The organism is Agreia bicolorata (genome assembly GCF_000938265.1).
GTDB lineage: Bacteria > Actinomycetota > Actinomycetes > Actinomycetales > Microbacteriaceae > Agreia > Agreia bicolorata.
This window is the reverse complement of the sequence record NZ_JYFC01000010.1, coordinates 1-13650: the sequence shown is the minus strand read 5'-3', so window position 1 is coordinate 13650 and position 13650 is coordinate 1. Positions and strand designations below refer to the sequence as shown.

Below are 13650 nucleotides of genomic sequence, written 5' to 3'. Positions count from 1 at the left end.
CAGACATGTACCTGAGTGAACTGCGCGGCCTGGATGCGCCGGGGCCGTGGGCGGCTTACGCTCGGTTCGGGGGTAAAGAGCTATGACTGATGTCGCTGCTGGGTGGTACGATGACGGATCCGGTGGAAAACGCTGGTGGGACGGCCGCGCCTGGACCACGAGGCAGGCCGACATGCCCAAGCCGACTGCGTCTTATGCTCCGAAGCCCAAGCTGCCCGAGGGCACGCGCTGGGCCACCGTGGGCAATCCCATCTCCAAGGTCGGCGGTGGGCGTTACCTGCTGATTCACGACCACCTCTTCGTTCACCTCGGCGACGCGGCGCGCACTCTGCATGATGTTGCCGTGATCGACATCACCGAGGTCGATGTCGTTCAGAGCACTCTGCAGAAGACCCGGGGGCTCGCCACGATCCGTATCGCGGTCGGCCACGGCATCGAGACGATCCATTTGACTCTCGACGATGTGCGCGAGTTCCGTGACGGGGTCGCCGCGATAACCGGAGCGATCGCCGATGCGCGGCTCGCGGCGAACGGCGGGCTGCCTTCCGCTGAGCCCGAGGCTGTCGCCGAACAGGCCCCGGATGCCGCGGTGCAGGCCCGCGACTTCATCGCCGAGTTGGGTGCGTTGGCCGCCTTTCACCGCGACGGAGTGCTGACGGACGAGGAGTTCGCCGCCGCCAAGCGCAAGCTGCTGGCGCTCTAGGCCTCACTCGCGGTGCGAGGACATCGAGCGGTAGGCGTGCGTTGACGGGCTCACCGCGGCCATACTCGAAGCACACGCAACGCGAGCGAAAGGAACGATCATGACCTTCGAACCGCCGGCCATGCCGCAACAACCACAGCAGCCGCAGCCGGGTTACGCTCACCAGCCTCAACAGCACCCCGGATATGGCCAGCAGCCGCAGCCCGCGTATCCGCAGCCGCCTCACCAGGGCTATCCGCAGCAGCCTCAGCAGGGTTACGCCCAGCCGCAGCAGCAGAGCGGACCTCCGCGCGCGAAGAACCCGCTGGGTCTGACCTCGGCGATTCTTGGAGCCTCGGGCTTCGTTCTCGGTCTGATCTTCACCTTCATCCAAGTCGGCATGTACGCCACTGACTTCTCGGGGTCGTTCTCGGCGCTTGGCGTCACGCAGAACGTGCTCGACGTGCTTCTCGGCCTCGGCGCCATTGCGCTGGGAGTGGTCGGGTATCTCAAGGGTGGCCCCTCGAAGTTGCTCGCCACCATCGGCGCGACGCTGGGTGTCGCCCTACTGTTCGGCGTGATCAACAGCCTGATCTTCACGATCGCGCTGCCTCTCGTCTACTGACCTTCCAAGACGCTCCCGTTTGTCGAAAGGACGCACAGTGCAGCTGCCACAGATCTACCTCTCGATAGAACCGACCGGTCCCGCCCAGTGGAACGCCATCACCTTCGGGCCGATCTTTCACCAGAACCTCTCGTCGGCGAACAACGGTCAGGGCGGCTCTGTCGTGAGGGTTGCGCAGCACGGCAGCCGCGCGGTGCTGAACGACGACGTCGACATCTCGGTCGAGTTCGGGATGGAGGCGACCGACATTCAGATCGATGGCCTGCTCGACTGGGTGAAGCCGGCCAACTTCGAATACGACAGTGCGCGCCCATTTTTCGTCGACCTCTTCTATGGCGGCAATCTCGTCGATCGGGTGATCGCCGTGTGGATCGACCAGTACAGGGCTGCCCTGCCCTTGCCTTACTCGGTGACGGCCGACGGTGGAGTGAAGGGTGCCGTTCCCACGTGGCACGTGTCGCGGCGCAGTTTTCTGCTCGTGCGACTGATCGACCAGTTGCGTGGCGGCATTGAGTTCGACCGCTACTTCGCCCTCTCCGGCCTCTCGCTCGACCGCGCATGAGCCGTTTCGCGGGCACGAGGGTCATCGTTGTGGGCGGCGGCGGAGGCATCGGTGGCCGTATCGCGGAGCGATTCAGCGAGGAGGGCGCCGACGCGATCGTGCTCGACCTCGCGCGCGGCGACTCCTCGCGTGAGTCTGGCGATGCGGCCGAACCGGCCCGGGGCATCCTGCATTGCGATCTGGTCGACGCGGTGAGCGTCGAGGCGGCCTTCGCGGTGGCGCTGGCCGAGCTCGGCGGAGTCGACGTGCTGGTGAACAGCGCCGGAATCCTGGCGCGCGGAAGCCTGCTCGACCTCGCGCCCGAGCGCTGGGACCTCGTAATGGACATCAACGCGCGCGGCACTCTCTTCGCCATGCAGCACGCGGCACGCGCCATGATCGAGCAGGGTACGGGCGGAACTATCGTGAATATCGCGAGCATGGCGGCGAAGGCCGGCGGGGCGGATGAGGGCGCGTACGCCGCGTCGAAGGCCGCGGTCGTGGGGCTCACTCGGGCGGCCGCTCTCGAGTGGGGCGAGCACCAGATCAGGGTCAATGCGCTGCTTCCCGGCTACGTGCTCACTGACATGGGCAAAGACACGCGAACCGATGAAGACGTGGCCAACTGGTCGAAGAAGTCGCCGCTGGGCCGCCTCGGCACACCGGATGACGTGGCCGGGTTCGCCCTGTTCCTCGCGTCGGTCGATGGCGGGTACCTCACGGGCCAGTCGTTCAATGTCACTGGTGGAATGATCATGCACTGAGGCTGGCAGGGCTCGCCCCATCTGCTACGGTTCGTATTGTTTTATTGACGGATGCTCGATAGGCTCGCCGAGGTCGGGTCGCGTGTGCGCTCCGCGTTCCGTCGTCGGGGGATCCATCAATGCGCAATTCAACGTCTCCTTCAGGCGATAACGACGGCGCGATCCCCTCGCGCCGCGGTCGGTTGTCGGCGCTCGCGGCCGTCGCGTCGCTCGCACTCGTTCTGGCGCCGCTGGTCAGCGTGACGACGGCTTTCGCCGCCGAACCCGCCGCCGTCAACCGGGTCGCCGCTGAGCCGCCGTCGCCTCCCGCCGATGCCGATCCGCCCGCGGGTACAGGCGTGTGGGGCGCGGTGACGGGGTCTGATGCTCCGACGACAGGCCTGGCGAGCGCCTATGTGCAGCTGTGTTCGGCCGACTGGCACTGCTACTCCGACAGCACGGATACGCAAGGCGCTTTCGACATGGCAGTTCCTGCCGGAACCTATGCGTTCACTGCCGTCGGTCCGGACGGAACCGTGTATATCAACGGCGTGACCGAGAATGTCATCGTCACCGATGGTCAGTACACACGAGTCGACACCACGATTCAGCAGGGTGCCACGATCTCGGGTGTCATCACCGATTCCGCGGGTAACGGTATCGCCGATGCCTTCGTGGGAATCTACGATGCGAATGGTGCACAGGTCGACACCGGCTACACCGACAGTTCGGGGTCGGGCGAGTACACGACTCCGGTCCTTGCCCCGGGCAGCTACACGCTGGAGTTCTCGACGAATGGCGGCCTCTATATCGCCGAATGGTGGAATAACGCATCCTCCCGCGCGACCGCCACTGCAATCGTGCTGGCCGCCGCCGACCAGATCACCGGTATCAGCCCGAGCCTCTCGTCGACTCTGACCCTGTCGGGAACGGTCGTCGGTGATGATGCTCCCACCGCCGGCCTCGGCTCGACTGAGCTGTGGTTGTACAAGGACGACACCATGATCGGTACTTACAACACCGATGAGGATGGCCGCTTCGAGATGACCGGCCTCCAGCCCGGCAATTACAAGGTCGAGGTCATCACGCGCGACGCCAACCCGTATATGTACGAGTGGTACCAAGACAAGTCGACCAAGGCGACGGCGACCGTCATCGACCTGCAGGCCGACACCGACATCACGATCAGTCTCGCCCGGGGCGCCCAGATTTCGGGGCGTGTCACAGACGTGGACAATCCGACGGTCGGCATCGAGGGTCAGAACGTCTTCGCCTGGACGACAGGCAACGGCAGCGGGTTCGCCACGACCGACGCCGACGGGTACTACACGATTATGAACCTCGCTCCCGGCACCTACCGACTGCAGATCCAGTTCGGCAGCCCTACCAAGGAACTCTGGTGGGACAAGAAGCTCACGCAGGGTGCAGCCACTGCAGTGACGCTGACCGCCGGACAGGCCACGGGTGGCAAGGACTTCCTCCTCGGAACCCCGCTGACGCAGTCCCGCACCCCCACGATCACCGGCACGAAAACGGTCGGAGGTGTGCTCACCGCGTCATCGCAGGCGTGGTCGCCCGCGCCGGTCGCGCTCGCGTACCAGTGGAACCGCAACGGCACGCCCATCACGGGAGCGACGGGGACCACTTACACGGTCGTCGAGAGCGACGTGCTGTCGTCGATCACCGTGACGGCCACCGGCACGAAGTCGGGCTACAGCCCGATCACGGCGACCAGTAGTGCGTCGGTCATCCCGGGCACACTCAGTACCGCCACACCGACCATCTCGGGCACGGCGGAGTTCGGTCAGGTGCTCACTGCAGATGCCGGTACCTGGGGTCCGGCCCCTGTCACCCTGTCGTATCAGTGGTACCGCGGCGGAGTCTCGGTCGGAAACACGGGGCGGCAGGCGACGTACACGCTCGTGGCGGCTGACATCGGCAAGGCCATCACCGTCACCGTCACCGGCTCGAAGACGAACTACACGGGAGCTTCGGCGAGTAGCGCCGCCGTCACGGCCGTGGCGGGCACGCTGACGACGACGGTGCCCGCGGTCTCGGGCTCGCCGCTGGTGGGTGAGCAGCTCACCGCCGCCGTCGATCCGTGGGGCCCGTCACCGGTCACCGTGACCGGTGCCTGGACCAGAAACGGCACGCCCATTCCGGGCCAGACCGGCACCACCTACACGCTCACGAACGACGACGCCGGCTCCGTGATCGCCTACGCGGCCACCGGAACCAAGACGAACTACACGAGCGTGACGGTGTCGAGCGCACCCACCGACACCGTCACGGGCGGAAGCCTCACGGCGCATCGGCCGACGCTCACGGGCACTCCCTCCGTCGGACAGACCCTCGGGGTGTCGATGGATGCCTGGGGCCCGGCTCCCGTGGACATGCTCTACGGCTGGTACCGGGAGAAGTCACCGGACTCCGGTGACTTCACTCTGATCTCCGGCGGTGAAGACCCGACCTACACCGTCGACACCGCCGACGTGGGGCACCGCCTCATGCTCGTCGCGTTCGGCTCGAAGGACCACTTCGTTAGCACCAGCTGGTCCGTGGGGCCGACCGCCCCGATCGCCGCCGGAACGCTCACGACCAGCGCGCCCGTCGTCACCGGTTCGACGATCGTCGGCTCCGAACTCACGGCGTCGACCGACTGGAGCCCCGCCCCGATCGACACGAGCTACGCGTGGTACCGCGTGGCCGACGGCATTCACGTCGCCATCCCGAACGCCTCGGGAGCGGCATACACCCTCACGAACGACGACGCGGGGTTCACCGTGGGGGTGACGGCGTCTGGAACGAAAGACGGCTACGCGTCGGTCGAGCTGTCGAGCGAGCCGACCGCGACCATCACGGGCGGCAGTCTGTCCGGCACCGCGCCGGTCATCACCGGAACGCCGGCCGTCGGGCAGACGCTGACCGCGTCGACCGACCCGTGGGGTCCCGGCCAGGTTGACGTCGCCGTGCAGTGGTTCCGCGATGGCAGTGCGATTGCGGATGCCGATGGCTCGGAATACACGCCGACCGACGACGACGCCGGTCATGCTCTCACGGTCGTGGCCACCGGAAGTCGGTCGAGTTTCGACGCGCTGCAACTCGAGAGTGCACCCACGGGGATGGTGACCGGGGGAACGCTCATCGCGCCGACGCCCACCGTCTCGGGCGAGCCCGTCGTCGGCACCACGCTCACCGTCGACGAAGGAACCTGGGGCCCCGCCCCCGTCGGCTTCAGCTACCAGTGGAGCCGCGACGGAGTCGCCATCCAGAACGCGACGGATGCCGAGTACACGCTGGTGAACGACGATGCATCGCACACGATCACGCTCACGGTCACCGGGTCGAAGCTTGGCTTCACGACGCATGATCGCACCAGCGCGGCCACTGGCATGGTCACAGGAGGAACATTCGCTGCTCCCATTCCGAGCATCCTGGGCGATTCGCTCGTGGGGCAGAAGCTGGCGATCGACGAGGGCGACTGGGGCGACGGCGATGTGGACTTCGACTACGCCTGGAGCCGTGACGGAGTCGGGATCGCCGACGCCACGGAATCGAGCTACAGGCTCGTGAACGAGGATGCCGGCCACACGATCACGGTGACGGTCACGGGGACGAAGCCCGGCTTCCTGCCTGCCCCATCGACCAGCGAGCCGACCGCACGCGTCACCGGGGGCATCCTCACCGCGCCCGTGCCGACCGTCACGGGCTTGCCCGTGGTCGGGCAGACGCTCGTCGCCGCCTCCGGCGACTGGGTGCCCGCCCCCGTCGACCTGGTCTATTCCTGGAGCCGTGACGGTGAGCCGATCGCCGACGCCGATGAATCCGAGTACACGCTGGTGAACGAGGATGCCGGGCACACGGTCACCGTGACCGTCACGGGCACGAAGGACTACTTCGTCTCGCAGTCGGCGGTGAGCACAGCCACGGAGATGGTCACGGGAGGCACGATCACCGCCCCTCAGCCGAGCATCACAGGATTGCTCGTGGTCGGCGAGGAGCTCGCCGTCGACACCACCGGATGGGGCCCCGCCCCGCTGGAGCTGAGCTACGAGTGGACCCGTGACGGCATCGCCATCGACGGAGCCTCGGCGGGCACCTACATCCTCACGAACGAGGATGCCGGCACGGTCGTCGGGGTCGTCGTCACCGCGCGCAGGAGCGGATTCGACTCCGCGTCGGAGACCGCCGAGGCCGCCGCCATCGTCACGGGAGGAACCCTCTCGGGTGACGCACCGAGCGTGTCGGGCAAGCCCGAGGTGGGCAGCATCCTCACTGCCGATGCAGGCGATTGGGCCCCGGCCCCGGTCGAGGTGTCGTACCAGTGGTACCGCGACGGCACCGGCGTAGAGCTGGCGACAACGCGCATGGCTGCTGCTGCCGCCGCCGGCACACCCATCGACGGTGCGACCGCGGCGAGCTACAGGCTCGTGGATGCCGACATCGGCCACACGATTTCGGTCACCATCACCACGGCCCGCCTCGGGTTCGACACGGTGTCGCTCTCGAGCGAGCTGACCGCCGCGGTGGCGGCCGCACCTGTGCCGCCGCCCGTGACGCCCGTGACGCCGAGCGAGCCGACGACGCCCGGTGTGCCGTCCCCGGCGACGGTCGCGCCGGCATCCGGATCGGGCTCGCTCTCGTCGACCGGCCTGGAGGTCGGGGGTCTGCTCGGCCTGGCGACCCTCCTGGCCCTTGCGGGAGCAGGGCTGGTGACATTCCGACGCAGAACCCGAGCTGAGTAGCGCCGAGTGGGCGGTTTCTGTCGGTGTGATTGTTCTCTCATCGACAGAAACTGCTCACTCAGTTCTCGGCTGCGCGCTCCAGGAGCGGTCGCAGGCGCAGCGGCATGGTCTCGACGAGCGAGATCGTGGTGTTCGTGCGAACCACGCCCTCGATCGCGAGCATTGCCACGGTGATGCGGCGCAGCTCCTCGGTGCTGCGCGCGAGCACCTTCACGAGCAGATCGGCCTCGCCGGTGGTCGAGTGGATCTCGACCACCTCGGGCAGCTCGGCGAGTCCCGCCTCCGCGAGATGCCCCGTGGCCTGGCTGATGGCGATCGACACGAAGGCGACGAGTGTGTAGCCGAGGGCGGCCGGGTCGACGCGGCGGCTCGGTTCCTTGAGGGCTCCGATGCGCGCGAGTCGGGCGAAGCGGGCGTGAACCGTGTTGCGCGCGATGCCGAGCGTGTGCGCGAGAGACAGGATCGTGGCATCCGGATTGTCGTCGAGCGCGAGCAGGAGCCGGGCATCGAGGGAGTCGAGGGTGTCCATGGGTGCATTGTGTCACTTGATGATGCTGACAAGTTGCATTCTGCTCAGCCAATTCGAACTCATTTGCGCGTCTGCCCAGTTCGCGAGAACATCAGCCAATGACCTCTTCGCCCGTGCTGCCCCCGCTCGCCGTTCCAGCCTCGACTCCCGTCACGCAGGCTTCGCCCGGGCACACGATCGTCGAAGACATCCTTGCGATCCTCACCGGAACGATCACGACGTCTCTCGGGCTGTTTCTGTTGAAGAGTGCGGGTGCGGTCACCGGCGGAACGGCCGGCCTCTCGCTGCTCATCAGCTATGCGACCGCCCTGCCCTTTCCCGTGCTGCTGCTCGTGGTCAATGCACCCTTCTTCGCGCTCGCGTTCTGGAAGAAGGGCATCGCGTTCACCGTGCGCACGATCATCACCGTGGGGTTGCTGTCGTTGTTCTCCTCGGTCATCCCCACGCTCGTGCGCTTCGAGCACATCGATGCGGTCTTCGGCATTCTCGTGGGCAACCTGCTCGCCGGCGTGGGCATGCTCATCCTCTTCCGCCACGGATCGAGCCTCGGCGGCTTCAACGTGCTCGCGCTGCTGATGCAGGAGAAGTTCGGCTGGCGCGCGGGATATGTGCAGATGGCGCTCGACGTCACGGTGGTTCTCGTGTCGTTCGCGGTGGTCTCGCCGTGGGTGGTGCTGCTCTCAGCCCTGGGCGCCGCAGTGCTGAACATCGTGCTGGCGCTCAACCACCGCCCGGGCCGCTACGTAGCCGGATGACCCCCCCTCGGCCGCACGTCGTGTGGGCCGCGCTCGTAGGCAGGAAAAGCGGAGGGGTGGCGCGCGAAGAGGGCGCTGCTAGCGGATTTTTCCTGAGTTGGAGCGAGCCGGCCGCGAAGCTGCCGTATCGAGGCCCGCTCAGCGCTGCGTGTCAGCCGATGAGAGCAGGCGGATGAGTCGCTGCTGCCCCTCTTCGGCCAGCTCTGCAACATCGTCACGCGAGGCGAGGAAGTCGGTGAACGAGCGGTAGCCCAGCGGCTTCTCGTTGAACGACGGATCCATTCGCCGCATCTGATTCTTCACCGATCCGGTGTTCAGCCACTCGTCGGCGTCGCCCTTGGCATGGCCAATCTGCAGTGCGCGCACGAGCAGCTCGGTGGCCACGGTCTGTGCGTCCTCCGGTTCGGGCTCGGGCTCTTCGAAGGGCGCGTCCTCTGTGTGAGAGAACATGGGGATGGTGACCCGGCGCGAGCGAGCGGCAGCCTTCTTCGGCTCGGACTCCGTCTCTGCCTCAGCCGAACCGGAGCCGTCGGAACCGGCGTCGATGACGCCGGCAGTGGCATCCACCGTCTTCTTCGAACCGCGGCGCGACGACGACGACCCCGCAGGGGCCACCACCTCGGGTCGCTTCTCGATGCCGGGCAGCGAGTCGTAGTCTTCGAACTCGTCGCATGCGGCGGCGAGCGAGGTGCTCGTCGATCCGGCGACACCGATGCCCACGACGAAGCGGCCGAGACGCTTGGCCTTCTGCGCCAGCGCGATGTAGTCGGAGTCGCCCGCGACGATGATCACGTGCGTGAGGTCTGGCAGGCGGAAGAGGTCTTCGACCACGTCGACGGCCAGGCGGATGTCTGCGCCGTTCTTGGTACCGCGGGTCGTGGTCGTGAACAGCTGGGTGAGGTCGACGGCGCGCGACATGAGCTGGCGCTGATAGCTCGCATTGACCGGAACGGACCAGTCGGCGTAGGCCCGGTTCACGACCGTGGTTCCGAAGCTGGCGGCGAAGTCGATGATGGCGCTGAAGTCGACGGTGGCGGCGGCCAATCGGGCGGCGATCTCGGGGTCGTTGTTCGGATCGCTCTTGTCGAAGTCGCGGATTCCGTCGCGCTGAAAAGCGTTGCGCCCGTGCAGCTGCTGATAGCGCGAGATGACGATGTTGTCGAAGTCGATGTAGAGGCCGACTCGGGCGTCGATCGGTTCTGTGGTGTCAGCCATGGTGAGCTCCTCGGTTGGCGGAAGACTCAGTAGCGATCCGGTGCGGAACTCCAGTCTCCCGCGACGGGTGTGCCCAAGGCAAACACTGCGGCGTCACGGGCCGGATGCGCAGGGCCCGTGACGCCGCTGGCCTCAGCGGCGCGACAGCAGCGGGTGGGGCACGGCTCGATATGCAGCAACGCAGCTCAGCGCGAGCCAGACCCACCCTGCAATGACGGCGATCCACAGGAGCCCAACACCCCAAGAGGTCTGCGACAGAGCCCCGCCCGCGACGAACGCGACGACGATGACAATGCCTGCTGCGATGGACAACGAGGCGCCGCGCGCACCGCGAGAACGAAACCAGCGCGCGGCGATTATGGCCGCTGCCGCGAGACAGAGAAAGCCGATCGCGCCGAAGGCGAGGTGCAAGAGTCCCGACACGGAGGCTGTTCCTCCGCCGGGGCGGTCGGGGGCAGCGAAGGCGCTCGCGATGAGGGCGGCTCCGAAGATGCCGACCAGCACCGCGGCGACCCGCGACCAGGCCGGTGTTCGCCGCAATCCGATTGCGGCGACGATGGTCATGAGTCCGGAAAGAACGAGGTTCAGGGCCTGCAGCCACCCGGAATCGCCGAGAAGCAGGATGCTCAATGCGTCGCGGCTCAGGTCGAAACCGGGGCGGGTGACCGCGAGGATCAGACCGAAGATGAGATAGAAGGGCCCGGCGACCACTCCCCAGCCGAGCATCGATCGGGTGACTGCGGCGCCGCGGTCCAGGACGGTGTCGGATGTCGTCGACATGAGCGTCTCATTTGTGCACTCGTGAGTGCATTTGTGCACTCGTCAGTGCATAATGGCACCGTGGCTCCCCTCGACGCAATAGCTGATGACGACGAATCGACGCGCGCCGATCCGAGGGTGATCCGATCACGCGAACTGATCCTCGACGCTGCCCTCACCTGCTTCCTCAGAGGCGGCTATGTCTCGACCACGGTCGACGACATCGCCCTGGAAGCAGGGGTAGCCAAGCGCACCATCTACAACCTCTACGGAACGAAAGACGAACTCTTCCGCGCTGTCGCATCCTGGGCGATCGAGACGGCCGAGAGGTTCGTCGTCGAGCGCGTGCAGTCACCGGTCGGCGTGCTGCTGCTCAGCGAGGAGATTGCTGGATTCGCGGTCGCTCACGCACGCGCCGTCGTCAATTCGCGCGTCATCTCCATTCGCCGACTGCTCATAGCCGAGGTTCCGCGCTTTCCGGAGTTGGCGGCCGAGTACTTCGATCGGGTGCCCCGTCGGGTGATGACAGCGATCGCGGATCGGCTGCAGCGATACGCCGTGCTCGGCACGTTGGAGGTGCCCGAGCCGCAGGACGCGGCTTATCATTTCACCTACCTCGTGCTCGGCGAGGCGCTCGACCGAAGCCTGTTCGCGCCTGACTCGGTAGACGATGCTCAGGTCGAGCGCGCCGCCCGTCGGGGGGCGGACGCATTCATTCGCGCATACGCGACTCGCTGAGCGGACGCCGAGTCGGGCTCGTCGCCGTGCTGTCAGGCGCTCGTCACGAAGATGCAGAACGGATGCCCGGCCGGGTCTGCCAGCACGACCAGCGTCTCGGCTGGGTCGTCGATTCGGTCGTCGAGCAGCGTGGCGCCAAGACTCAGGGCCCGGATGTTGTGGGTGCGGAGTTCGTCGAGATTCGGAACGCTGAAATCCAGATGCAGCTGCTGCGGCCTGAGGCCTTCGGGCCAGGTGGCTTTCGGGAGGCTCTCGACCTGCTGGAATGCGAGCAGTCGGTGCCCGTCGTGGCCGAGCAGCACCAGCCAGTCGGCGCCGGCACGGTCGGGCTCACCCTCGGCAGGCACCTCGTCGCCGGGCTCGTAGCTCAGGCCGAGGAGCTGGCGGTAGAACTCGGCGAGCTCGCGAGCGTTCTCTGTATCGAGCACGATCTGGCGAAAGGCGGGATGACTCATGCCTCTATTGTCGCCCGAGGGTCTGCGTTGGTCGAGCGGTTGAGAAACGAGCAGGTAGATACCGTCATCGACACGCAGTGGGGCATGATCGTCAGTGAGCGCCACCGTCGTCTGAACGGGGCCGAAGGAGAACTCGAATGGTGACCGCAATCGCTGTGATCGCGTTGCTGGGAGTGGCCGTCTGCCTTGGCTGCCTGATCTACCTGCACGTGGCGCCGACCGGGTTGAGCCCCGTGCACGACCCAGTGAGCCAGTACGGGATCACGGACTACTTCACCTTCTACCGCGCGGCGGCTCTGTCGCTCGGTGTCGCAGCCCTGATGCTCGCGGTCGGTCTTATCGAGGCTCTGACCGAAGCCAATGCGGCGGGCATCGTGTTCCTCGTCATTCTGGGCTTCGCACGCCTCACGATCGGGTGGGTTCCGATGGATGCGCCGGGCGCTCCCCGCACGGCGACCGGTCTGCGGCACAACCTGCTCGCCACCGCATTCTTCGCGTCGGCCACCGTCGCGGCGTTTCTGTTCACGGGCACCTTCGCCGGCGACGCAGTGCTCTCGGGCATCGCGCCAGCGTCGGCTGTTCTCTCGTGGGCGATGGCGATCTTCAGCGCGCTCATTCTGCTGACCAGCCTGGTCGGGCCGCTCAAGCGGTACTTCGGTCTGGTCGAGAGGCTGCTCTACGTGGCCGTGCTCGCCTGGATCGCGACGGTGGCGATCGCGCTCATCGCCGGTTGAACACTGTCTCAGCGCTCGGGCAAGAGTTCCGATAGGAGCGCCGTGACACGCTCTTTGATCGAGTCGCGGATGGCGCGCACCTCGTCGATGCTCTTGCCCTTCGGGTCGACGAGCTCCCAGTCCTCATAGCGCTTGCCGGGAAAGATCGGGCAGACGTCGCCGCAGCCCATGGTGATCACGACGTCCGACTCGCGAACGGCCTCGGTCGTCATCAGCTGAGGCACGGCCTGCGAGATATCGATGCCCTCTTCGGCCATGGCCTGGATGGCGATGGGGTTGATCTCGTTGCCGGGTTCCGAGCCGCCCGAACGCACGGTCACGGCGCCGTTGGAGAGGGCGGTCATGTAGCCGGCGGCCATCTGCGAGCGACCCGCGTTGTGAATGCAGACGAACAGAACGGTGGGAGCGTCGGTCATAAAGATCACGGTAGTCCCAACGAGTGAACGGTAGGTGTCGAGATTTGCTCGCTTTCAACTCGATCTGTGTCGGATGCTCGATTTCGACGACGAGGCATCACTAGACTGACCCGCATGCCGGTCATGACAGTCGTTCTCTTCGCTCTGATGATCGGCGCACTCGTCGACATCATCCTTCGGCGCGACGATCAGGTGAAGCATCTGCCCAAGATCGTGTGGGTTCTGCTGGTCGTCTTCCTGCCGCTCATCGGCAGCATCCTGTGGTTTGTGATCGGGCGCGAGTACAGCCAGCCTGTAAACCTGGGCGGCTTCGGAGACCCGCGTCGCCGGGAGAAGGCGGCCGGCAGCATCTCGTCGACGCAGACCGTGCGCGTGAAGACCACCGAGGAGGAACTGGCCGATCTCGACCGCGAGATCGAGTTCCATAAGCAGCAGGATCGCATCCGTCAGCTCGAGGCCGAACTCGAGCAGCAGCGCCGCAAGCAGGAGTGAGTCGGCCGTTCGCCGACATCATCCGCGCTGGTTGAGTAGCCGCGGATCCTGCGCTGGTCGAGAAGTCGCTGGGATAGTGCCGCTCTAACTCAGGAAAAGTCGCGCGATTGCGTGCTTCTCGCACGTGGCGACCCGGGTTTTCCTGATGTGGAGCACACACCGACCAAACCGATCTGCCGGGGGTGGCGAACTACCTGTGTCCGCAACAACTCCCCAGCAAA

14 protein-coding genes are annotated in these 13650 nt (G+C 66.2%); 9 read left to right on the top strand and 5 right to left on the bottom strand.

Translation table 11 applies throughout. The annotated features are described in order from the left end of the window. The first annotated feature begins 82 nt into the window (after positions 1-82). From TZ00_RS20220 to TZ00_RS17370, 5 genes are all read left to right on the top strand, one after another. Entirely contained in the window at positions 83-703 is a 621-nt protein-coding gene (locus TZ00_RS20220) for a DUF2510 domain-containing protein (RefSeq protein WP_044443675.1), read from the top strand. Positions 704-803: 100 nt separating this feature from the next. Then, the gene (locus tag TZ00_RS19105) at positions 804-1307 is read left to right on the top strand and encodes a hypothetical protein (RefSeq protein ID WP_052521679.1); all 504 of its coding nucleotides are present in this window, start codon (positions 804-806) and stop codon (positions 1305-1307) included. Between the two features lie 37 nt (positions 1308-1344). Then, on the top strand, positions 1345-1869 hold the full coding sequence (locus TZ00_RS17380) for a hypothetical protein (protein ID WP_044443674.1): 525 nt from the start codon (positions 1345-1347) through the stop codon (positions 1867-1869). Then, complete coding sequence (locus tag TZ00_RS17375) at positions 1866-2612, top strand: SDR family NAD(P)-dependent oxidoreductase (RefSeq protein WP_044443673.1); 747 nt, start codon at positions 1866-1868, stop codon at positions 2610-2612. Before TZ00_RS17380 ends, TZ00_RS17375 begins: the two co-directional genes overlap by 4 nt. A 119-nt stretch (positions 2613-2731) precedes the next feature. Continuing rightward, entirely contained in the window at positions 2732-7336 is a 4605-nt protein-coding gene (locus TZ00_RS17370; RefSeq protein ID WP_084606271.1) for a beta strand repeat-containing protein, read from the top strand. A 58-nt stretch (positions 7337-7394) separates the two neighbouring features. Here the strand turns inward: TZ00_RS17370 and TZ00_RS17365 are convergent, their stop codons facing one another. Beyond that, on the bottom strand, positions 7395-7865 hold the full coding sequence (locus TZ00_RS17365) for an Lrp/AsnC family transcriptional regulator (protein WP_044443671.1): 471 nt from the start codon (positions 7863-7865) through the stop codon (positions 7395-7397). Positions 7866-7963: 98 nt separating this feature from the next. Here TZ00_RS17365 and TZ00_RS17360 point away from each other — a divergent pair, with 98 nt between their 5' ends. Next, on the top strand, positions 7964-8620 hold the full coding sequence (locus tag TZ00_RS17360) for a YitT family protein (RefSeq protein WP_044443669.1): 657 nt from the start codon (positions 7964-7966) through the stop codon (positions 8618-8620). Between the two features lie 138 nt (positions 8621-8758). Here TZ00_RS17360 and TZ00_RS17355 read toward each other — a convergent pair whose 3' ends face one another. Both TZ00_RS17355 and TZ00_RS17350 read right to left on the bottom strand, forming a co-directional pair. Then, positions 8759-9835, bottom strand: coding sequence for an NYN domain-containing protein (locus TZ00_RS17355; protein WP_044443667.1), 1077 nt, complete (start codon positions 9833-9835; stop codon positions 8759-8761). A gap of 132 nt (positions 9836-9967) precedes the next feature. Beyond that, entirely contained in the window at positions 9968-10615 is a 648-nt protein-coding gene (locus tag TZ00_RS17350; protein WP_044443666.1) for a DUF998 domain-containing protein, read from the bottom strand. Between the two features lie 60 nt (positions 10616-10675). Here TZ00_RS17350 and TZ00_RS20045 point away from each other — a divergent pair, with 60 nt between their 5' ends. Continuing rightward, positions 10676-11332 (top strand): TetR/AcrR family transcriptional regulator, encoded by a 657-nt coding sequence (locus TZ00_RS20045; protein WP_044443759.1) that lies wholly within the window; start codon positions 10676-10678, stop codon positions 11330-11332. Positions 11333-11364: 32 nt separating this feature from the next. Here TZ00_RS20045 and TZ00_RS17340 read toward each other — a convergent pair whose 3' ends face one another. Further along, complete coding sequence (locus TZ00_RS17340; protein WP_044443758.1) at positions 11365-11787, bottom strand: VOC family protein; 423 nt, start codon at positions 11785-11787, stop codon at positions 11365-11367. A 137-nt stretch (positions 11788-11924) separates the two neighbouring features. Between TZ00_RS17340 and TZ00_RS17335 the strand changes: the two genes are divergently transcribed. Continuing rightward, the gene (locus TZ00_RS17335) at positions 11925-12521 is read left to right on the top strand and encodes a DUF998 domain-containing protein (protein WP_044443665.1); all 597 of its coding nucleotides are present in this window, start codon (positions 11925-11927) and stop codon (positions 12519-12521) included. 8 nt (positions 12522-12529) lie between these two features. On the opposite strand, the gene TZ00_RS17330 is transcribed toward TZ00_RS17335, so the two are convergent. Then, positions 12530-12937: an arsenate reductase ArsC gene (locus TZ00_RS17330; protein ID WP_044443757.1), complete on the bottom strand. Its 408-nt coding sequence runs from the start codon at positions 12935-12937 to the stop codon at positions 12530-12532. Positions 12938-13051: 114 nt separating this feature from the next. Between TZ00_RS17330 and TZ00_RS17325 the strand changes: the two genes are divergently transcribed. Next, the gene (locus TZ00_RS17325) at positions 13052-13429 is read left to right on the top strand and encodes a PLD nuclease N-terminal domain-containing protein (protein ID WP_044443664.1); all 378 of its coding nucleotides are present in this window, start codon (positions 13052-13054) and stop codon (positions 13427-13429) included. Positions 13430-13650 lie beyond the last annotated feature (221 nt).